This window comes from Planktothrix paucivesiculata PCC 9631, assembly GCF_900009265.2.
Lineage (GTDB): Bacteria > Cyanobacteriota > Cyanobacteriia > Cyanobacteriales > Microcoleaceae > Planktothrix > Planktothrix paucivesiculata.
The window spans coordinates 87,480-109,872 of record NZ_LR735008.1; the positions used below are offsets into that span (position 1 = coordinate 87,480).

Sequence of the window (22,393 nt, forward strand, 5' to 3'; positions counted from 1 at the left end):
CCCCCTTGCCTATTCCTGGCTATTTTTATGTTAAATAATATTAGGTTATTACTTCAGGCTTGCCATAATCTCAAGATCGATTATGAAATACTGCATTCTGATCAGAATTTAGTTAAGGTTAAACTAGATAAAAATTATTATTTTTGTAATTATAGCACGCCTTTAGTAGATCAATCGATTTTTAAAATTCTTAAAGATAAAGACTATACCTACTCAATTTTACACAAAAAAATTAGAACCCCGAAAACCCTAGGTTTTCTTTCGCCATTTTGTGACTCTAACTATCAACATTATTTAAAGTTTAAAACTATTCCCGATATTGCGAAAGAAATTGAGAGAGTTTTTGGATTTCCTGTAATTGTTAAACGCAATTCTGGTTCCGGTGGACACTATGTTTTTTTATGTCATAACCTTGAGGATATTCAAAACTCCTTAACCACAATTTTTAATATTGATCATAAGGATTATGACTATGTGGCGATCGCTCAAGAATATATTATAATTGAACGAGAATATCGAGCCGTTTTTTTAAATCAAAAATTAATATTACTATATGAAAAAGATATTAGTCAGGCAACTTTTACCGGAAATTTAAGCCCTTTGCATTGGCAGGGAGCGCAAGCTAAACATATTAATGATAGTCAAATTATCTCAGAAATAGAAACATTTTGTCAACCTATTTTTCAAGAATTAAATTTAAACTATACCGGATTAGATATTGCGATAGACAAAGATCATCAATATTGGTTTATCGAAGCTAATTCCCATCCCAATTATGATATCTTTACTAGAGATAATGGGGTAGACCTAGCCGTCCAAGTATTTGAAAAAATGCTAACTTTTTTAGCCCATGAATCCTAGAAAAAGTTACTATAGCAATCCTAAATAGGTTGTAACATTTTAATACTAATATAAAATAATCATAAGTATTATCCGATTTTTCCTATTCCCTATTCCCTTTTAATCACGAATTGTGAACACAACTCCAATAGAATTGCTATATAGAATTTTGAGTATTTTTCACCCTGTGCAAGTTAAAAATCTGTCACAGACCCTAACTATTCAACCTGATTTTAAATTAAAACCAGAATTGTACTTTCTAAAGATCTAGGTTAAAACTAAAATACTATTCTATCCTTTGGATAAACAGTCCTCAAATTCCCCTAATATCGTTTAATACTACCCCAAATGATCAACGAAAAATTCCGTCGCCAACTTCGTCACGAAGCCCAACTCTGGAAAGAAGAACAAATCATTGATGATTTTGTCTATCAACAGTTAGCCACCCGCTATCAATTTAATCATCTTGAAACCGCCGCCAGTAGTCGGTTTGTGATGATTTTAATGGGGTTGGGCGGCATTCTATTAGGTTTAGGTGTCATTACCTTTGTGGCAGCTAACTGGCAGGACTGGTCAAAAACCGTTAAAGTAATCCTACTTCTGAGTTTATTTATAGGAGTCAATGCCGCCGGCTTTTATTTATGGCAGCAACCATCAGACTCCTTAGAAGTAGGAAGAAAACAAAAATTAGGTCAAGGATTATTACTGTTTGGAGCCTTAATTTTAGGGGCAAATATTGCCTTGATGGGGCAAATTTTTCATCAAAGTGGTTCAGTTTATGAACTATTTTTAGTCTGGGGAATTGGTGTTTTAGCCATGTCCTATAGTCTGCAATTAACTTCTTTAGGATTTTTAGGACTACTATTGTATGGTCTGGGTTATTGGATAGGATCATCTAATTTATTCTCTCCTCAACCCTTTTCTATATTACATTTATTCCTAGAACATACTCCTTTAATTGCCGGATTTCTATTCATTCCCCTCGCCTATCGCTGTCAGTCTCGGGTCTTATTTATTATGACCTTACTGATTCTCATTCCCGCTTTACAAATCAGCATTCTTCCCTTGCTAAATTCTGATTTACCTGAAGGATTAATCTTCGCTATCATGTTCATTTTTACCCCCGCTTTACTATGGAGTTATGATGATATTTTATGGCCGATGATTGATAGTAGACCCTTTCAACCCTCAGCCCGCACTCTCTCCATTATTCAGTTAAGTATTGTATTTTTTGGTTTATCTTTTAACGGAGTTTGGAATGATCTTTTAGAGAACAATTCAAACAATTCAATGTTCATGAGTAACTTCCTTTTGATTGATTTTTATATCTTTCTAGGAATAGTTTTATGGCAATGGTTTCAATTGATTAAACCCGGTGCTATTCACCCGAATAAATGGGGATTTGATACGGTTACAGGTGTTATCGCTGGATTTTTAGGATTAACAGGATTAATCTTTTTCTGGCATTTACAAATCCATGAAATTCCTGAAATCGCAACATTTTTGCTTAATGTACAGATGTTTATATTGGCAACGGGATTAATTAGAATTGGACTTGCCCAAACTCGGCGTTTTGCCTTTTGGGGCGGGATGATTTTATTAGTTACCCAAATTATGAGTCGTACCTTTGAATATAATACGGAACTGATTCTAAAAGCCTTTGTATTTACCTTATGTGGTGTGGGGGTAATTCTGGCTGGATTATGGTTTGAACGCCATTTATCAGCCGTCAGTCAAACCCAAAATCGTTAATCATTCCAACTAAATTAGGAGTAAAACAATGAATCCTTATGATCTTAGTAATCGTCAATCTACCGCTATTGAAACCCAGTCTGATGTTGCCAAAAAAAGCATTCTAGGTTGGAAGTTTTGGACACCCTTACTGTTCCAATTAATTCTGATTTTAGCCGTTCCTTCCCAAGCCTTTTATACCCAGATTACGGGAACAACAGTCATCTTACAAACCGCCCCCGTTGACCCCTATGATTTTTTTCGAGGGTATTATCAAATCTTGAGTTATGATATTTCGAGTGTTGATACTCTCAAAGAGCTTCCGGGTTGGAAAGAAGTTGCTAAAGGGGCGGAATATTTACCCCAGGGAACGTTAATTTATGTCACCTTAGAACAGCCGGAAGCCCCCTCAAAATCCCAACGTCCCTCAGCTTGGAAACCCATAATAGTGAGCTCGGAATATCCTCAGAATTTGTCTAAAAATCAAATTGCTTTACAGGGAAAATCAACGGGATGGAATATTGAATATGGTTTAGAACGATATTATATGCCAGAAAGTCAACGGAATCAGGTTAATGAAACGATTACAGAAGCTCAAGGGAATAATCAACAATCTTTTGTCGTAGAAGTTAAAGTTAATTCTCAGGGGAAAGCAATTCCTATTAGTTTGTGGGTGCGCGATCGCAATTACAAATTTTGATTTTGATTAAACCTAGAAACCTGATTTATCAACTTTTTTAAATCATAGTTTATGGTATTTTTATCTTGATTAGAATTACTTAATTTAACCTGCATTCAACCCATTTAATTCACGTTTTATTAAGAATTTAATAATATAAAAAACACCCCACAGGTTAACAGCTATGTGTCGGGTGTTCTTTATATTTTTAGATAGTGGGGGCTATAACTTACGTTAAATTAAATTGGTTCCACCTTGAAAACCTGCGTACATTACCGATTGATCAGGAAGTTGATTTAAACCCACATTAAAATTGTATCCATCTGAATAGAGAATACCAACATCAGAGACTTTATCAGCAATAGTTTCTTGGCGTAAAATATCGTCCTTGCCATCTCCATTGAAGTCATCAATTATCAGATTAGTACCGCCCTGAAAACTAGATACACAAGCCGCTTGCCATTTAGAGAGCGTAATAGGAGAGTTGAAACCATTTCCCTTAGAATAATAAATTTCCACATCTCTGACACCATCAGCAGACTTTTCTTGACGTAAGATATCGTCTTTCCCATCGCCATTAAAATCACCAGCTAGGAGTTTAGTTCCTCCTTGAAAACCTGCATACATCGCCGATTGGTCAGGAAGTTGATTTGAGGCTACATTAAAATTGTGTCCATCTGAATACAAAATCGCAACATCGGAGTTCTTGTCAGCAATAGTTTCTTGGCGTAAAATGTCACTTTTTTTATCTCCATTAAAATCACCAATTATTAGGTTAGTACCCCCCTGAAAACTAGATACACAAGCCGATTGCCATTTAGAGAGACTAACAGGAGAGTTGAAACCATTTCCCTCAGAATAATAAATTTCCACATCTCTGACACCATCAGAAGACTTTTCTTGACGTAAAATATCTGCTTTACCGTCATTATTAAAATCGACATTAGGACGATTTGATTCTCCGTCAAGAACAACTCGTATAGCACCCCGAAAATATGATGTGTTCAATGAATCATATCCCGCCCTATCTCCAGTAGGCCAGTTTTGATCAAATATTTGAAAATCAGTAGTTGTATAAGAACCTGTTGCGATTCCTGTATGAGAGGTAGTCATTCCTCTGTAATCATAAGAATTGGTAAAGACCAGATCTCCTGCTTTAAGTTTAGTATAATCTGAGATGATCTGGGTTGTGTAATTTTTCCCGATTACAACTCCCGTATGATTTAAAATTTCATTTTGCCCAGCTTTAAACGCATCAAAAGCGGGTTGAGAATAATTACCACCAGAACCAACCCATACTGGGTCATACCATAACCCTAGATAATTAATAAACTTTTTGGTTAGGCTAACACATTCTCCTCCGTAATTTCCCGCAGGATCAGAGACAGATTTATTATTAAACTCAATTACAAACGAAGCATACTTGTCATTTACATAAGTCATATTTTTTCCCTCTTTGTCTTTAATATAAACATTATCACTCTAATCTTGAGTCTGATGTTGTCATAAATATCAGATATTTTGTAAGATGTTTTGTTAGAATTGTAAGATTTGTTAGAAAGTCGGATATAATTCGGGAAACAAAATTACACCCCTAGCCTATGAATACTGAAGAAGCCTTAAAACTAGCAGACGAGTTAGTTTTTGCTCATACAGGAAAACACTTGGAGCATCTACAAAAAGCGGTACTAGAGGGAACATTACAAGGTCACACCTATACAAAAATTGCCGGGGAGACTTATTCTAGTGAAGGTTATGTTAGGGATATCGGTTCTAAACTTTGGAAATTGTTGTCAGAAGAATTAGGAGAAAATCTAACAAAATCAAATGTTAGAGCCAAGTTAGATAAACTAGAATTTAATAATTTTACATCAGCTACTGTCCAAGGTAATGTAACTGTTAATAACCTAAATTTTTGTCCTAATCAAGAGCAGTCACACTCATCTAACAACAATCAATCTAATTCAACTCAACCTAAAAAATATTATGATTTAAAAGAAGCACCTGAAATCAGTAGTTTCTACAATCGCACTTCTGAACTTTCTATTTTAAAACAATGGATATTAGAAGAAAATATTCGTCTGATCACAATCTATGGATTGAGTGAAATGGGCAAAAGTTCGCTTACAGTTCAACTCATCTCCCAAATTAAAGATCAATTTGATCTAATTATTTGGCGAAGTCTCAGCAATACGCCTAAATTATTAACCCTACAAACGAATATCATTGAATCAATCACTCAATATCAAGATATCTCCTTACCGACCCTATTAGACTATTTTAGTTCTGAACGATGTTTGTTGATTTTGGATGATGTACATTGTATTTTTAGCTATGAAAAATTAGCAGGTCAGTATCAACAATATTATGATGATTATACCGCATTCTTTCAGAAAATTGCTACCTCTTGCCATAACAGTTGTTTAATTCTGCTCAGTTGGGAAAAACCCAGAGACATAGCAACTTTAGAAGCTAAAAATTCTCTACTCAGAACCTTACAGCTAAAAGGATTAGGGGAAGAAGGCAAAAAAATATTGAAAGAAAAAGGATTAATGGATGAGGAAAATTGGTCAGAACTAATTGCACTCTATCAAGGTCATCCAGTGTGGTTAAAAATTATTGCTAATACAATTAAAGATTTATTTAATAGTAGTGTAACTGAATTTTTAGCCTGTAATATCTTATTTTTGGGAGATATAGAACCTCTGTTACAAAGACATTGGCAAAGGTTATCTAAACCGGAAAAACAAATTGTTGTTAGGATAGCTCAGGCTACTGAACCTGTAGAAATGAGGCAGTTATTATCGAATTTTGAAAGCTCCCATGAAGATATTTTAACAGTAATTCAATCTTTAGGACGTAGAGGATTAGTGGAACGAGTTACAGAAAATAGGCGATCGCTCTTAATCTTAAATCCCATCTTTAAACTATTTGTTACTATAGCAACTGATTAGTCACAGTCAAAGGGTAGTAAGTATCCACCCGTAAGTTTAATATTTGTAACCGATAAGATTCCTGAGAAAATTGTTATCTAACTAAATGAATTAACTGAGTCACTCCTTCTAAAATTTGTTGTTTATGGGTAGGCGTGCTCGCAATTACAAATTTTAATTCCCCAGTTTCGACAAAATTGATTCCATATTGTTCACAAAAAATTTGAGCGATATGGTTTTTTAATTTTGCCTTAGAAATCTAAAAATAATTCGGAATGTCTGAGCAAAATTGATAGCTAATTTCAATGTTCTCGAATTTTCATTGATTCAACTTCTCCGGTTTCAGCATTAATTTTAAATATTTTATATTCTTTAACATATTTAAGAGCTATTTCCATCATAATAGGATTATTACTGAGAATTTTATGCTCAAACCTTAATGTAATTAACCAAAATTGTTTATCCAGAGATAATTCTACTTCTTCTAATCTTAAATATTCAACATGATAACCGAGCATATCCTGTAAATCATTAAAGTATTGTTGGGCTAAACCAACCGCAGCACGAACATCAATTTTAGGTAAATTTGCAACTGATGATTCCATATTTTTTCCTTCAATGGGTTGAAATGATATCCTAAATAAAAATTATATCCCCCCGATAAAAATATTGCATAGAATATTTATACCGAGGGGAATCGGGATTTTAAAGGGTTTTATTCAACCCCTTCAATACGGTCTTCAACTTCTTGGTATAACTCCCGCAGACGGTCTAAATTCTCCTCGCTAGTTTCCCAATAGCCGCGACCATTAACCTCTAACAACGTGCTAATAATCTTACGGAAAGAATGGGGGTTTAAGTTCATCAAACGTTTCTGCATTTCTGCATCTTGAATAAACGTTTCATTCACATCCTCATAAACCCAATTATCTACCGCACCCGCCGTTGCACTCCATCCCATTGTATTAACAAGGCGCTTAGATAACTCCCGCACTCCTTCATAACCATGGGATAACATTCCTTCATACCATTTCGGGTTAAGAAGTTTTGTTCGTGCATCCAAACGCACCGTTTCCGATAACGTCCGAACTTGAGCATTTGCTGTTGTGGTATCCGCAATATAAGACGTCGGTTTTTTGCCATCCTTGCGTAAATTGGCAATTAATTTCGTTGGGTCAGAATCGAAATAATGGGAAACATCCGTTAAACTAATTTCCGAAGAATCTAAGTTTTGGAATGTGACTTCTGCGGTTTTTAACGCCGACTCAAAGATATTTCGATCCTGTTCCATCATTCCCGGATTATCTGAATTAAAGGCAAAAGATTTACGCTTTAAATACATTTCCTGTAACTCTGTTTCCTGTTCCCAACTACTATTTTCAACGGCTAAATTCACGTTAGAAGAATAGGAACCCGAAGCATTACTAAACACCCGAGTTGCCGCTTGTCTGACCGATACTCCTAACTCCTTCGCCTGTTCTAAAGCGTGTTTGCGAACAAAATTCATTTCCAACGGTTCATCAGATTCGGCTGCCATTTTTACCGCTTTATCTAATAGCGCCATTTGGTTAATAAATAAGTCGCGGAACACCCCAGAACAGTTGATCACGACATCAATTCGAGGTCGTCCCAATTCTTCTAAAGAAATTAACTCCAACTTATTCACCCGTCCCAAGGCATCGGGTACGGGTTTAACCCCCACCATCCACATCACTTGAGCCAGGGACTCCCCATAGGTTTTGATGTTATCGGTTCCCCAGAGGACGACGGAGATGGTTTCGGGGTAATTTCCACCATTTTCGACCTTTTGCCGTTCCAACAGCCGTTCTACGACGATTTGAGCAGACTTGACCGCCGCCGCCGTGGGGATGGACTGGGGATCGAGGGCGTGCATATTTTTGCCCGTCGGTAACACATCGGGGTTACGGATGGGGTCGCCTCCTGGCCCGGGGATGATATATTCCCCTTCCAACGCCCGCAGCAAGGAGCCCAACTCGTTATCAGCGCAAATTTGTTGTAAGCAGAATTCCAAATACTCAAATAACGGTTTAATGGGTTCGGGGTCAACTTTGGTGAAACCGAACTCATGGAGTGCTTCAATCCAGGGTTCTTTTTTACCCATATTAAAGAAGTTGAGTTTGGAGACTAAGGAAACCCGTCCTTCGGCGTCGGTTTGTTCGTGAACTAAGGCGATAACTGCCGCGCGGCAGGCTTCGGTGATTTTCTGTAATAACTCCACATCCGCTAACAGTCCTAAGTTATTGTTGGAGTAGAGTTCCTCAAGATCACGGTTGAGGCTATTAGCAATAATTCGGGGTAAACTGAGTAGATTATCTTCTTCGCGATCAATACTGGCGATATTTACCAGAGTTGAAATCGCTTCTTCGGCCGTGGGGGGTTTACCAATAACGTGCAACCCACAAGGTAACAACCGCGACTCAATTTCCATTAACCGCCGATAGACCTGTCCAACGATATGATCCCGTTCTTCGGGGGTTAATTCCGCCGCGTCGGTTTCGGGCAGGCTAATATCTTGGTCAAAATTCACCATTCGGGACTTATCGATAATGGTGTTAACAATTGCCACGCCTCGACCACTATCTTTTAGGGTTTGATAAGACCCAATTAATTCATTGAGTTCTTGCAGTCCTTTATATAACCCAGCGTTTTCCGCAGCCGGAGTTAAATAAGAAATTGTCGCGGCATAACTGCGACGTTTGGCGATAGTGGCTTCGCTGGGGTTATTGGCGGCGTAGTAATACAGGTTGGGAATACTACCGATCAAATTATCGGGGTAGCATTCTCCCGACATCCCCATTTGTTTACCCGGCATGAACTCTAAGGAGCCATGGGTTCCAAAGTGTAATACCGCGTCGGCTTTCCAGACTTTTTCTAAATAGGTGTAATACGCGGCGAAGCCATGGTGGGGACTGGCTGACCGGGAGAACAACAACCTCATCGGGTCGCCTTCATAGCCGAAGGTAGGTTGAACTCCGATAAACACATTACCGAACTGTTTGCCGAAAATCAATAAATTCTCGCCATCGGTGTTTAAAGTTCCGGGTGGTGGCCCCCAATTCTCATTTAAGCGATCAAAATAGGGGGTTAACTGTTCATATTCGCTCACGGACATCCGATAGGCGACATTTAATTCGGGACTCTGATATTGGGCGGTGGCGTCGTGGATGACTTCCTGCATCAGTTTCTCGGCGGACTCGGGCAGGTTTTGAATATCGTAGCCATTGCCCTGCAAGGCTTTGAGCACTTCATAAATTGACCCGAACACATCCAAATAGGCTGCTGTCCCGACGTTTCCCTTATCCGGGGGGAAGCTAAAGACGGTAATAGCCACTTTTTTGTCTAATTTGGGTTTTTTCCGCAAATTCGCCCATTTTAAAGCCCGTTGGGCGATCGCTTCGATCCGGTCTTGTAAGGCGATCGCTTTTCCGGTTGTGCCATCCCGTCCTGATATAATAATGGGTTCAATGGCCCCATCAAGTTCAGGAATAGCAATTTGTAGGGCGACTTGGATCGGATGCAGACCTAAATCACTTTCTTCCCATTCTTCGGTGGTTTGGAAGACTAAAGGCAAAGCCACCATATAGGGGCGGTTCATCCGTTTTAACGATTCTATCGCCTTGGGATGATCCTGTCGAGCCGGGCCACCAACTAAAGCAAAACCCGTTAACGAGACAATAGTATCCACAAGAGTTTGGGGTGGAATACCTTTCGGGGGGTTATCCCAGAAATACTCATCGATGGGTTTAGAAAAGTCTAACCCGCCCGCAAACACAGGCAAAACTCGCGCCCCTAATGCTTCGAGTTCCTGTACCATTGCCACATAATGGGCATCATCTCCCGTCACCAGGTGGGTGCGTTGTAGGACTAAACCCACACAGGGGGCGAGGGGATCTTTTTGGTCGTCGGAAATATCGTCGCGGCTATTATTCCACTGGAAATATTCTTTCGCATCCTCGAACATTTTGGGGGCGAGGGGATGCCATATTCCCATATCGGGATAGGTGACGGGATCGGCAAATTGCAGCTTGTCCTTGCCCTTAAACACATATTTTGACCCTAACATCAGTAGGAAGTTTTCCAAGTTATCGGAAGAACCCCCTAACCAATATTGGAAGGATAACATAAAGTTGCGGGCGTCCTGGGCCTTGTCCATCGGCAGGTATTTCAGGACTTTAGGCAAAGTTTGCAGCAACTTTAGCATGGCGTCTTGGAAAGAACTCCCCGACTGTTCTTTACGTTTCTTCATAAACTGGGCGATCGCACTTTTGCTTTGTCCCAGTTGCGCCATCGAAAACGTCCCCATTTTGTTCAGACGCATGACTTGAGGCATGGAGGGGAACACCACGGCCACATCCAGGCTATCCCTGTAGGGGGCTACGGCCTCAACGAGTTTATCGGCTAAATCTTCAATAAAAATCAAGGAGGCGATGAATATATTCGCCTGGGATAAATCTTGTTTAAAACTTTCGTAGTTTTCGGGAGATCGTAACTCCTCGATCAAATAACCGCTAATTTCGATAGCGACATTAGGGTTATTAGCATTAATGGACTGGACTGCCGCCGATAGGGCACTCTGATATTGCGCTTCTAACACCACATAGACAACTTTCATCAGTTGTCGCCCGTTTAGGTCATCTGGCTTGATGTGTCTAATGGTGGGTTTTACATAAGTAAACATATCTTAATTGGTTCCTTTTTTGTCTGCTTCTCTCTTAAGGTGATCGGCGATGGGCATTGCCAGATCGTTAGGACTTACCTTTGAGTATTCTTACCAGAAAATGGGTATTCTGGGCAGGTTTGATGACCCTTCGCAACAATTCGACAAGAAAAATGTCATTATTTTTTACATTTCTTGACTTTTTTAACTTTTTATTATTTAGGAATTATTTGCAATAAGAAAGAATCGGCAAAAATCTAAACAACTCCTAGAAATTGCTAAAATAGGAGTAGAAAGAGCAATTGAAACCGATGAGCAGACAGCGACTATTTGGATAAATCAACAACTTGAAAGATTAGGAGTCAACCTACAAACTACCACTTGAATCATTTTGGAGTAGCAATGAAAGCATTGAAAGTCATGGCAATAATTAATGATCAAGGACAACTAACCTTAGATCATCCTCTCATAACAGATAAAAATAGTCGTGTAGAAGTCATTGTTTTAATTCCAGAACAGACAGATCTAGATGATAAATCTCAAACAGAAGTCTTGGCAGATTTTCGTCAAGCTTGGCAGGAAGCAATGACTGGACAAACTATTCCAGTTGCTCAACTTTGGGAAGGAATTGAAGATGTCTAAACAGCCTTTAATTCAAGTTGAAGTTTCGCCAATATTCAAACGAAATCTACACACTCTTGTCAAGAAATATCGCAGTATTCGGAATGATATACAACCCATCATCGAACAACTTGAGCGGGGAGAGTTACCAGGAGATCAAATACCGGAAATTGGTTATGTAGTCTTCAAGCTAAGAGTCCGAAATAGCGACATTCAGAAAGGTAAAAGTGGTGGCTACCGTCTAATTTACTACATCAAAACAGCAACGGCAATTATTTTACTGACGATTTACGCCAAATCTGAACAAGTCGATATTGCCGCAGATGACATTCGGAGCATCATTAGAGAATTTGAACAACAGGCGACGGAAAGTAAAGAGGATGCCTAAATAACTCCTAGAAATTGCAGCAACTTGAAAGATTAGGAATCAATCTAAGAAAATGAAGCATAAAATCATGAAAAGTAGAGAATTTTTTATGGTGACTCATAGTTTGGGCAATAGGTTGTGTTAAGATTCAAGTAACTCCATCAAGTTTGGTTAATACTATGATCGGCACTATCTCCCAATCTCTAGTTGTCAATCAAGCGGACATAGATGATTTAAAATTATTCTATCAGTTTCGCCGTGAGCATGATGTTGTTCAATTTTTAGCAATTCATCCAAATCTATTATCAATTTTGGTATTAGGTAAAGATTTAATCAGCCAATATTTCCCAGAATCAAATGTATTTCTTGACTGGATTTTAGATCCAGAATTAGCTGAGTCCCAATTGGTTGTTTACCTAACAAGAACAATTGAAGATACAGAAGCAGCGATTGAACAAATTGAAAAACTTTCTGATCAGTGGTTAGGAAGCTATGACGCTGATATCCGCAGTCAAATTTATGTCAGATATGATTATTTATGACTTTCTTAGTGTCTTAGTGCCTTTGTGGTTACTTCAAAAATCACCGACTGCACCAATAACCAACTCTCCCCGACTTTCTTTCCTCGCACATTCCTGATTTAACTCTAAGAGTTTTTCTAAAATATTATCCTCGGATTTAAAATGATATGCTTCCCTGACTAACTGATCTAGTTTTTGATGCAATTTATATAGTTTTGATGCAGGTTCATGGTAATATTTATTATAAAGTTGAGTAATTCCCCAGCCTTTTTTAATCATTTCTTGACTGCGATATTCATGTAACTCCATTGTGATTTTCCTAATATTTTCAATTGTATTTTTTCCAGGAGTTTGAGGAAAGGGGAAGGTTTCAAAACAAGTAGTGTGAGTATATCTGGTATCCCCTTTTAAGGTGGAACTTTGCGCTTTCACCCAAATTCTATGAATATCAGATAACAAAATTCCTAAGATATAATAGTCTTCCGTTGCTACTACTACCGATTGATCTCCCGCTAACCATTCAATAGATGCGGGAAGAAAAATTGCCCATTTTGATAATCGAGGCACTGTTAAATAATAAGATAAATTAGCGATCGCGGATCTCATTCCCGGCCGAGTTGCGAAAAATTGCCACCAATATTCCCGAGCTTTTTTAGCTCGATTATTCAGTCTTTCAGATTTAACATTATTTTTAATTTGCTCAAAAGGTAACGGATACTGATGACATTCTTCTAGGGTCATTTCATTAAAATCAATAATCCATCTTTCCGGTTTTCCTAAAGGTTTTTTAGCTAAATTTGCCCCCATGGAAAACAACTTTAAAATAGCTCGATTGTTTTGATCTCTATTCATCCATTCTTGAGCAATTTCTGCCGCAATAATAAAACCCATCCCCAAAGGAATTACACCTTGAAAACATTGGTTTAAATTTGCCTTCAGTCTCACCGCCTGGGAAACTTTTACCGTGGACTGTAAGGAAGAATTAATTAAAGTAACTTCTTTGCCATCTAAAATAGAATGATGAGTTTTTTCTTTCGACCAATTCACAATACTAACATGAACTTTAGCATCTCCCGACCATGGCTGAGAAGAAATAGCATAATAAATATAACCGCCATTTTCCGTAATATAATCTAAAGAAACCGCCCGACTTTTACCTTGACTAATAGAATTAGTCGCTACTAAACCCGATCTTCCTTTATCCCCTAAATGATCATGGGTTAATCTAAACCAATAGGCGCAAAAATCAACATCTCTAATCCCTGGAAAACGCTTAAATAGTTGATTAACATATTCATCTCCTAAAGTTAAGCGAATGTGTTTACTCCCCAAAAACGGCGGATTTCCAATAATCGCGTCCGCTTGCACCCAATTGGTAAATAAAGCATCCGCACAAATGATATTTTTATCTAAAGTATCTAAGGGTAAAGAGGACTCATTTAACCCTAATTGATTAATAGCAATTTTTCTACCAATCATTAACGTAACTTTCGCCAATTCCACAGCAAAAGCGTTAATATCCATGCCATAAAATTGTTGAGGACTGACCTTTTGAGTATAACTAGAAATATCCTCAAAATTAGCTATTTTTCCCAAGAGTATTTTTTCTATATATTTTAACTCTTGATAAGCAACATAGAGAAAATTTCCCGAACCACAGGCCGGATCAAGGACTTTATAATTAATTAATTCATGATATAATATTCGTAACCCCTTTAAGGTATTAGCTTCACTAATTCTATCTGACCAATATTCTCGAATTGTGGGTAATACAATACTTCTAATATCTGCTTCCGAGGTAAAATGAATGCCATGGGCGTGACGTTGTTGTTTGGATTTATCCTTAGTTTTATCAGTATAATTCAAAGCGCCTTCAAATAAATTTCCAAAAATAGAAGGCCGGACTTTACTCCAATCTTGACCCGCACAAGCTGATAATAGATTTAACTCCCCATATTCTAACTGAATCGGATGAATTTCATCCAATAATCTACTATTAAGATATTCTACTCCTAGATAGCGTCCATCAGGGACAACTCCAGGTTGATTCATGGCTTGAAACAGTCCACCCAAAATATCAGAGGTATAGCCTGGATTTTCTATACAATCTTGTAGACAACCCGTAAACATTGCCGGAGGAAGTAAACCAATATCTTCCGCATACATCCCTAAAACACACTGTAAAATAAAGCGTTTTGCTTGGAAGAAAGTATATTTTTTAAAAGAATTTATTTTTCCTCTCTCTAACAATAACTGTAAAATATCTCCTAACTGGATAGCTACTTTTTCTGTAATTTCAACTTGATTATTTTTAAACTGAGGGCGGAGATTTTTCGCCTCCAGAAAGCTAAAAGCTGGAATGCGTTTTGGTAAATCTTTTAACCCGATTATATCAACAGGATCGTCCGGTTGGTTATCAAAATCAAAAACATGAAATTCATCAAAGTTACATAAAATGACATAACGAGGGCGATCGCTTTTTTTAATTCTAATATAATATCGTTCTGCTTGGGTACGATAATCTCGATCTTGAAGATTGCTTCCCCGTTTTTTCATCTCAATTAAAACACGATTTTTCCAGAGTAAATCAGCAAACCCCATATTTACTGATTTCCCAGCTTTTGCGATCCGTTGTTCAAAAGTTGCACCTGCTTGTAACGCTCCTTCATATCCAAAAGCCTGAAAAAAACGGTCTAAAAATATTTGTGCCTGTGCCTTTTCATCCCCAGTAATATACTGTTGACAATAATCAACAAACCGTTGCAAACTTTCGGATGTAGTCGGCATAAGTTAAAAGTGATTAACCCTTCCATTTCTTTGTGTCTTAGTGTCTTTGTGGTTAAATTATATCCCTCAGAAAATTTAATGCCGATCTCGATATTTTTTAATTAATTCCACAACCTCTGTATGTTTCTCCGAAGATGCCCAAATTAAAGCCGTCCAACTATTCTGATCTTTTACAGTTAAATCTGCGCCACTGTTTAATAATAACTCCACAATAGATTTATGTCCGCTTCCAGCCGCCCCCATCAACGCCGTTAACCCAAAATTAGTTTTAGCCTGAATATCTGCCCCCGCATCTAATAATAACTCCGTGATTTCTAAGTAACCACTTGCCGCCGCTTCCATCAAAGGAGTCCAATTATCATTATCAGTTACATTGACATCTGCCCCCGCTTCTATTAAGAGTTTAACTAGATCTTTTTTCCCTAAAGTAATAGCGATAATTAATCCCGTATTTCCCTGTTCATTTTGAGCATTAAGATCTAGGTTTTGACTTAAAGCTATTTTAACCAGATCAATATCCCCCGTTTGAATAGCCTTAATTAACTCCGTCATTGGTTTTCCTCCTATTGAATAAGTGGATTGAAAAGTATCGAGATCCACCTCAAAAATAATACCATTTATCCGTTAACAATTCATACCCGATCAGGGATTTTTTCACCTCACAAATTGACAATTTTTCAAAATAGGGGTAATATTGTCAATAGACTATCATTGGGGATTTTATGTCTAATCCGTTCCTGCACCTCGACTATGAACCCGCATTTGAGGCGTTAGGCGGTGAATATTCCGATATTGTAACGGCGGCGGAGTTCCCGATGTACCAACTCCGGTTCCGCAATGATTCCGTATTAACCCAGTTAGGGCTCAACCCCGAAACCGTTACCGACGACCATTTTATTGAAGCCTTTGGCAAATTTGAAGCCGTGCGTCCCCTGTTAGCCATGCGTTACCACGGCTATCAGTTTAGAGAATATAACCCCTATTTGGGGGATGGACGGGGGTTCTTGTATGGTCAAACCCGGGGAATTGAGGGGGAATTGTATGATTTCGGGACAAAGGGATCGGGAAGAACTCCCTACTCCCGAAATGCCGACGGTAGATTAACCTTAAAAGGTGGCGTGCGGGAAGTTTTAGCCGCCGAAATGTTGCATCGGATGCGGGTCAAAACCTCTCGGTGTTTAAGCTTAATTGAAACCGGGGAACAACTGTGGCGAGGAGATGAACCTTCCCCCACCCGTTCTTCCGTGATGATCCGGTTTAGTCGCTCCCATATTCGCTTCGGAACCTTTGAACGGTTGCACTATTTTAAACGAAAAGATCTAATCGAAATTCTCTTAGATCACGTTATTACCTACTACTATTCTAACCTAAAATTAGACAGCGATCGCTATATTTTATTTTACACCGAATTAGTCAAAAGAGTCGCCGAATTAGCCGCTCAATGGATGGCTTCGGGGTTTTGTCACGGGGTCTTAAACACCGATAATATGTCAATTACCGGGGAAAGTTTCGACTATGGCCCCTACGCTTTTATGCCTGATTATAACCTGCAATTCACCGCCGCCTATTTTGATTATGGAAAGTTATATTGTTATGGAAATCAACCCTTTATCTGTGAAGGAAACTTAGAATTATTGCAAAAACCGTTATCTTTAGTTATACCTTTAGAAGAACTCAAAAAAGCGTTAGACCCTTTTCAACAGTATTATCGAGAATTCTATCGTCAACGGATGATTAATCGTTTAGGGTTTGAACAACTTCCCACCCCAGAAGCAGAGGAATTATTACAAATTACAATTAATTTACTCAAAAATAATCGAGTTAGTTATCCCGACTTTTTTATGCAACTGCGAGAACAATTTTGTCAGCAATGGCAAGACCAACCCCAGAATATATTAAAAGATGCTGAACCTATGGAACATTTAGATGCTTGGAGACAGCAATATTATCATCATTTACAAACCCTATCCTATCCTGAATTAGAGCAAATTAAACAACGATTAAACTATTATAATCCTCAAGTTATGATTATTCGTCCTGAAATTGAAGCAGTCTGGGAACAAATTACCCTTGAAGATAATTGGCAACCTTTTTATGATTTATTAGCACAAATTAAAACAGAATAGAAAAGTTTTTCTTGAGGACGAGAAGACCTCACCCCTACCGAAAAATAGAAAATTTGTAATGATATCTGCGCGTCCTATATTTTCCCTCAGCTTACACCTTCAGGGAGATTTAGCCTAATCAAATCTAATTTTTAGTAAATTCAGTTAAAATACAGAAGTAAGATCCTGGGCGTTAACCTTAAATTGGGCTTAACCTCAGCAGCAATTATCTTAAAGGAAAGATATTATGACAGATAATCAACCGACGGAGACACCCACCTCGATGACAACATCAATACTAGACAGTATTAAAGGGTTTATCGGTAAAATTCTGAGTAATTGGACAGTCAGAATTAGCTTACTGGGAATTGTAGTTTTAGCAGTAGGAATTTTTGCCTTCTTTTATCAACATTTTGTAGCGGAAATGGGGATGAAAATGTGGACAAAAAGTTCCGGCGCTAGACCCATTGAATGTGTTTTGAAAGATACTAATAACGATAATTATGTTAGTTGTAGTGCCTTATTAGGGGATCAAGTTGTCCCGTTAGAATGTAGTTCTAGTTTATTGAATTTGGGTTGTCGAGTCAATTATGGCTCTGCTGTCCCTAATGTTAAAGCCTCCAGAGGCAATTGATAGCAGGTGTTGGCTGTTTACTGCTAATGCTTTACAGCCAACCTTGAGAGTCCTAAAGGACTCACTACAAACCGTAGTAAGCCCTTTAGGGCTGTCTTAATCCAATATCCAAGAGAGTCCTAAAGGACTCACTACAAACGTAGTAAGCCCTTTAGGGCTGTCTTAATCTAATATTAAGAGAGTCCTGAAGGACTCACTACGATTTTAATTTTTATCAATTATTTTTGAGGATTTTGATGTTTAATTTTAATCGTCAACAGAACGCTTTACAAACCCCCCATAGTGGGTATCATTGGGATGGCAGCGATCGCCGTTTTTTTGAAGGGTGGTACTATCGAGTCACATTACCCCAAGAAAAACAGACCTTTGCCTTCATGTATTCTATCGAAGATCCCATCGGAAATCAACCCCAAAGTGGAGGCGGAGCACAAATTTTAGGGCCCGATGATGGATATTTGTGTCGCACCTTTCCCGATGTCAAAACCTTTTGGGCAACCTCCGATCAACTGGGGTTAGGACATTGGGGAAAAACCGATTTAACCGCCCCTCCTAGCTATTTAGAACCCGCAATTTTTGAAAATTCGATTCAACAAGGCTATCAAGGAACAGCTACCTTACATCAAGGAAAATTAGCCGATCCGGGGACTTCCCAATATTGCAATTGGCACTATACAATTCAACCGATTTATGGCTGGGGACATTCCCATCAACCGCAACAATCAACCGCCGGATGGTTGTCTTTTTTACAAATATTTGAACCCGGATGGCAAATTTTAATGGCCCATGGTTTAGCCACAGGTTGGATTGATTGGAATGGTCAAATTTATCAATTTGAAAATGCCCCTGCCTATGGCGAAAAAAATTGGGGCGGGAGTTTTCCTAAACAATGGTTTTGGGTAAATTGTAATAGCTTTGACGGAGAAACAGATTTAGCATTAACAGCCGGAGGCGGGATTCGAGATGTGTTATTCTGGTCAGAATCCGTGGCTTTAATTGGTATTCATTACCAGGGAAAATTCTATGAATTTGTCCCCTGGAATTCAGAAGTTAGTTGGCAAATCGAACCCTGGGGAAAATGGCAAATGACAGCCAAAAATCAACACTATGAAGTCTCTTTAACAGCCACCACCGACCACCCTGGAACCCTATTAAGAGCACCAACCCAAGACGGATTAATCTTTCGTTGTCGAGATACCATGCAAGGAAAAATTCACTTGCAATTAAAAGCAGGAAATCGTATAATCTTAGAAGCCACCAGTTCCCTAGGTGGAGTCGAAGTTGGGGGAAATTTCTGGCAAGAAACCTGGACAAAATAAATCATATTTCGTCATCACCGAATTAAAATTTTTCAAAGCAATGTATCAACAGAGTCACAGCCTGAAATTTTCCCTCACTCCTGAACTCAAAAACAGTTTATAGTTTTTAAAGTAACTCAAACACAAACAACAATGGAATTTAAAGCCACTAACACATCCTTCTTGAACTGGTCAGGAGATATCCTCGCCTTGGGTTTATTTGAAGATCAGATAGAATTAACCGGAGACTTAGCCACCCTCGATGATCAACTAGCAGGAACTTTAAAAGAATTAATCGTAGAAACCGAATTTAAAGGAAAAGCAAATAGTAATATTTCGACTCGTGTGGGCGGAAATAATCCGATTCGCAAAGTAATTTTAGTAGGTTTAGGTCAATCCGAAGATCTGAAATTAGACAGCTTACGCCGCGCCGCCGCCAGTATTGCCAAAACTGCGAAATCCCTCAAAGGAAAAAGTCTGGGGGTGAGCTTACCTATTTTTCAAACTCCAGAAACCACCGCCCAAGCTATTACTGAAGGTATAGAATTAGCCCTCTATCAAGATACCCGATTTAAGTCAGAAACCGACGAAAAAGGTCACGGGATTGAACAGATTGAATTATTAGGTTTACCAGGAACAGAATCCGCTATTACCCATGCTCAACAAATCTGTTCTGGGGTAATTTTAGCCCGGGAATTAGTCGCCGCCCCCGCCAATGAAGTCACCCCAATTACGATGGCAGAAATGGCTCAATCCCTAGCCCAAGAATACGGCTTAGAATTGAATATTTTGGAAAAAGAAGACTGCGAAAAATTGGAGATGGGTGCTTTTTTAGGTGTTGCCCAAGCCTCGGATTTACCCCCTAAATTTATTCATTTAATCTATCATCCCTCGGTCACTCCCCGTCGCAAATTAGCCATTATTGGTAAAGGCTTAACCTTTGATTCCGGTGGGTTGAATATTAAAGCCAGTGGTAGCGGCATTGAAATGATGAAAGTAGATATGGGTGGCGCCGCGGCTACCTTTGGGGCGGCTAAAGCGATTGGTCAGTTAAAACCAGATGTAGAAGTGCATTTTATTAGTGCGGTTACAGAAAATATGATTAGCGGCCGCGCCATGCACCCGGGGGATTTTCTCAAAGCATCTAATGGTAAAACTATTGAAGTTAATAATACCGACGCCGAAGGACGATTAACCCTAGCCGATGCCCTAGTTTTTGCTGACAAATTAGGGTTAGATGCCATGATTGATTTAGCCACCTTAACAGGCGCCTGTGTGGTTGCTTTGGGAGATGATATTGCCGGGTTATGGAGTCCCAATGATCAGTTAGCAATGGAGTTAGAAACCGCCTCCAAAACATCAGGGGAAAAACTCTGGCGGATGCCCTTAGAAGAAAAATATTTTGAAGGCTTAAAAGCCATCCACGCCGACATGAAAAATACCGGGCCAAGGGCGGGAGGGTCAATCACAGCCACCTTATTCCTCAAACAATTTGTGGAAAAAACCCCCTGGGCCCATTTAGATGTGGCTGGCCCGGTGTGGGCTGATAAAGACAACGGTTATAATAATGCTGGAGCCACGGGTTACGGAGTCCGAATGTTGGTTAACTGGGTCTTGAGTTAAATAGATAGGACTTACGCACCAAACTGGGTTTCTGAACCAGAAATCCAGATTTCATCCGCAAAATCACCGGCCAGAAACCCGGTTTCTTTGGTCTTGTGCGTAAGTCCTGATAGAGCAGGGAGGGGAGTAATCAATAGTTTTAACTGACGAGGGGGTTTGGGGGAGCGATAAGTCCCACACTGAATTTCACAAAACAAAAAAACAACCACCAAATCAGTGTGGGTTACATGGACTCCCCCAAGTTAATTTTGGTCGGTCAATCCCGACAAAATTAACAATAATATATTAGAGTATATCAAAGAGTTTTGAAAGCAACAATGTTTCAAGGGTATAAGTTCCGAATCTATCCAACGACTGAACAGCAGATTACCTTAGCCAAAAGCTTTGGTTGTTGCCGTTGGTATTGGAATTATGCCCTAAATTTGTGTCAAGAAACCTATAAGCAAACGGGAAAAGGATTATTCAGAAAAGCAATTCAAGGATTGTTACCTCAACTCAAAAAGGAATATCCTTGGTTAAAAGATGCTTACTCCCAATGCTTACAATTTGTCGCTCTCAATTTGTCTACCGCTTACAAAAACTTCTTTGAGAAACGGGCAAGATTACCTCAATTCAAATCCAAGCATGGCAGACAATCAATCAGTTATCCCCAAAGTGTTAAATTTGAAGGGGATTACCTGAAATTACCCGGTAAAGTGGGGTTGATTTATTGTCGTCGCCACCGAGAATTTAAAGGGCTAATCAAAACCGTTACTATCTCAAAGAATCGTGATGGGAAATACCACGCATCGGTGTTAGTTGATGACGGTAAGGAAATACCTAATTCATCAACCAATGGAAAAGCAATTGGCATTGACTTAGGATTAACACACTTGGCAATCACCAGCGATGGAGATAAATATAGTAACCCCAAACACTTTGCTAAACATCAACGCAATTTAAAGCGAAAACAACAAAAATTATCTCGTAAACAAAAGGCTTGCACTGAGCGTAGTCGAAGTGGAAGTAATAGTAGACAAAAAGCAAGATTAAAAGTTGCCAAAGTCCACGCTAAGATTGCTCGTTGCCGAGAAGATTTTCTACACAAGCTATCCCGCAAGATAGTTGACGAAAACCAAGTGATTGCTGTAGAAGATCTAGGAGTTAAAAATATGGTTAAAAACCATAAACTAGCCAAGTCAATTAGCGATTGTGGTTGGGGAATGTTTGGTACAATGCTCAAGTACAAAGCCGAAAAAGAAGGGAAAACCTATATCGAAATTGATCGGTTTTTCCCTTCTTCTAAAACTTGTAACGTCTGTCTAAATCAAGTCGGTAGTTTACCACTTGATATTAGAAGTTGGACTTGCGAACATTGTCAAACTACCCATGACCGTGATATTAATGCGTCGATCAATATCAAAAATGAAGCCTTGCGGATACTTCGACTATGCTCAGTACAAGTTTTATCGTTGGGAACCAGCGATACTGCTAGTCTGAGGGGATGTCAGTCACCGGAACAAACTTCTGTTTCTTCTGATGCTATCCCCGTTGATGCTAGAAGCCCACACTTACTCGTAGAGAAGTGTGGGTAGTTCAC

Annotated in this window: 17 protein-coding genes; 12 read left to right on the top strand and 5 right to left on the bottom strand. The window is 38.9% G+C overall.

Annotated elements, in window-relative coordinates; translation table 11 throughout:
* Positions 1 to 27: 27 nt before the first annotated feature.
* The 3 genes from PL9631_RS07400 to PL9631_RS07410 all read left to right on the top strand — a co-directional run bounded on the left by PL9631_RS07400 (position 28) and on the right by PL9631_RS07410 (position 3,271).
* Positions 28 to 861, top strand: a complete 834-nt coding sequence (locus tag PL9631_RS07400) for an ATP-grasp domain-containing protein (RefSeq protein WP_083618560.1) — start codon at positions 28 to 30, stop codon at positions 859 to 861.
* Positions 862 to 1,188: 327 nt separating this feature from the next.
* Positions 1,189 to 2,592: a DUF2157 domain-containing protein gene (locus PL9631_RS07405; protein ID WP_083618562.1), complete on the top strand. Its 1,404-nt coding sequence runs from the start codon at positions 1,189 to 1,191 to the stop codon at positions 2,590 to 2,592.
* Positions 2,593 to 2,620: 28 nt separating this feature from the next.
* Positions 2,621 to 3,271 (top strand): GDYXXLXY domain-containing protein, encoded by a 651-nt coding sequence (locus tag PL9631_RS07410; RefSeq protein WP_083618564.1) that lies wholly within the window; start codon positions 2,621 to 2,623, stop codon positions 3,269 to 3,271.
* A 213-nt stretch (positions 3,272 to 3,484) separates the two neighbouring features.
* Here the strand turns inward: PL9631_RS07410 and PL9631_RS07415 are convergent, their stop codons facing one another.
* Positions 3,485 to 4,693: an FG-GAP repeat domain-containing protein gene (locus PL9631_RS07415; protein WP_083618566.1), complete on the bottom strand. Its 1,209-nt coding sequence runs from the start codon at positions 4,691 to 4,693 to the stop codon at positions 3,485 to 3,487.
* 158 nt (positions 4,694 to 4,851) lie between these two features.
* Between PL9631_RS07415 and PL9631_RS07420 the strand changes: the two genes are divergently transcribed.
* The gene (locus PL9631_RS07420; RefSeq protein WP_083618568.1) at positions 4,852 to 6,204 is read left to right on the top strand and encodes an NB-ARC domain-containing protein; all 1,353 of its coding nucleotides are present in this window, start codon (positions 4,852 to 4,854) and stop codon (positions 6,202 to 6,204) included.
* Between the two features lie 281 nt (positions 6,205 to 6,485).
* Here the strand turns inward: PL9631_RS07420 and PL9631_RS07425 are convergent, their stop codons facing one another.
* A complete protein-coding gene (locus PL9631_RS07425; RefSeq protein WP_083618570.1) occupies positions 6,486 to 6,788 on the bottom strand; it encodes a hypothetical protein in 303 nt (100 codons plus the stop codon).
* 110 nt (positions 6,789 to 6,898) lie between these two features.
* On the bottom strand, positions 6,899 to 10,882 hold the full coding sequence (locus PL9631_RS07430) for a magnesium chelatase subunit H (protein WP_083618572.1): 3,984 nt from the start codon (positions 10,880 to 10,882) through the stop codon (positions 6,899 to 6,901).
* A gap of 381 nt (positions 10,883 to 11,263) precedes the next feature.
* Here PL9631_RS07430 and PL9631_RS07435 point away from each other — a divergent pair, with 381 nt between their 5' ends.
* The 3 genes from PL9631_RS07435 (at position 11,264) to PL9631_RS07445 (ending at position 12,391) form a co-directional block, all read left to right on the top strand.
* Positions 11,264 to 11,503, top strand: coding sequence for a type II toxin-antitoxin system RelN family antitoxin (locus tag PL9631_RS07435; protein WP_083618574.1), 240 nt, complete (start codon positions 11,264 to 11,266; stop codon positions 11,501 to 11,503).
* A complete protein-coding gene (locus PL9631_RS07440) occupies positions 11,496 to 11,870 on the top strand; it encodes a type II toxin-antitoxin system RelE family toxin (protein ID WP_083618576.1) in 375 nt (124 codons plus the stop codon). Before PL9631_RS07435 ends, PL9631_RS07440 begins: the two co-directional genes overlap by 8 nt.
* Positions 11,871 to 12,028: 158 nt before the next feature.
* Positions 12,029 to 12,391: a hypothetical protein gene (locus PL9631_RS07445; RefSeq protein WP_083618578.1), complete on the top strand. Its 363-nt coding sequence runs from the start codon at positions 12,029 to 12,031 to the stop codon at positions 12,389 to 12,391.
* A 33-nt stretch (positions 12,392 to 12,424) separates the two neighbouring features.
* Here the strand turns inward: PL9631_RS07445 and PL9631_RS07450 are convergent, their stop codons facing one another.
* The gene (locus PL9631_RS07450) at positions 12,425 to 15,157 is read right to left on the bottom strand and encodes a class I SAM-dependent DNA methyltransferase (RefSeq protein ID WP_083618580.1); all 2,733 of its coding nucleotides are present in this window, start codon (positions 15,155 to 15,157) and stop codon (positions 12,425 to 12,427) included.
* A 75-nt stretch (positions 15,158 to 15,232) separates the two neighbouring features.
* Entirely contained in the window at positions 15,233 to 15,709 is a 477-nt protein-coding gene (locus PL9631_RS07455; protein WP_083618582.1) for an ankyrin repeat domain-containing protein, read from the bottom strand.
* A gap of 170 nt (positions 15,710 to 15,879) precedes the next feature.
* Here PL9631_RS07455 and PL9631_RS07460 point away from each other — a divergent pair, with 170 nt between their 5' ends.
* The 5 genes from PL9631_RS07460 to PL9631_RS07480 all read left to right on the top strand — a co-directional run bounded on the left by PL9631_RS07460 (position 15,880) and on the right by PL9631_RS07480 (position 22,388).
* The gene (locus PL9631_RS07460) at positions 15,880 to 17,283 is read left to right on the top strand and encodes a protein adenylyltransferase SelO (RefSeq protein WP_083618584.1); all 1,404 of its coding nucleotides are present in this window, start codon (positions 15,880 to 15,882) and stop codon (positions 17,281 to 17,283) included.
* Positions 17,284 to 17,509: 226 nt separating this feature from the next.
* Complete coding sequence (locus PL9631_RS07465) at positions 17,510 to 17,896, top strand: hypothetical protein (protein WP_083618586.1); 387 nt, start codon at positions 17,510 to 17,512, stop codon at positions 17,894 to 17,896.
* Positions 17,897 to 18,132: 236 nt separating this feature from the next.
* A complete protein-coding gene (locus PL9631_RS07470; RefSeq protein ID WP_083618588.1) occupies positions 18,133 to 19,212 on the top strand; it encodes a tocopherol cyclase family protein in 1,080 nt (359 codons plus the stop codon).
* Between the two features lie 132 nt (positions 19,213 to 19,344).
* Positions 19,345 to 20,814 carry a leucyl aminopeptidase gene (locus PL9631_RS07475; protein ID WP_083618590.1) on the top strand — a complete coding sequence of 490 codons (1,470 nt, stop codon included), beginning with the start codon at positions 19,345 to 19,347 and terminating at the stop codon, positions 20,812 to 20,814.
* Positions 20,815 to 21,131: 317 nt separating this feature from the next.
* Positions 21,132 to 22,388 carry an RNA-guided endonuclease InsQ/TnpB family protein gene (locus PL9631_RS07480; RefSeq protein ID WP_083618594.1) on the top strand — a complete coding sequence of 419 codons (1,257 nt, stop codon included), beginning with the start codon at positions 21,132 to 21,134 and terminating at the stop codon, positions 22,386 to 22,388.
* Positions 22,389 to 22,393 lie beyond the last annotated feature (5 nt).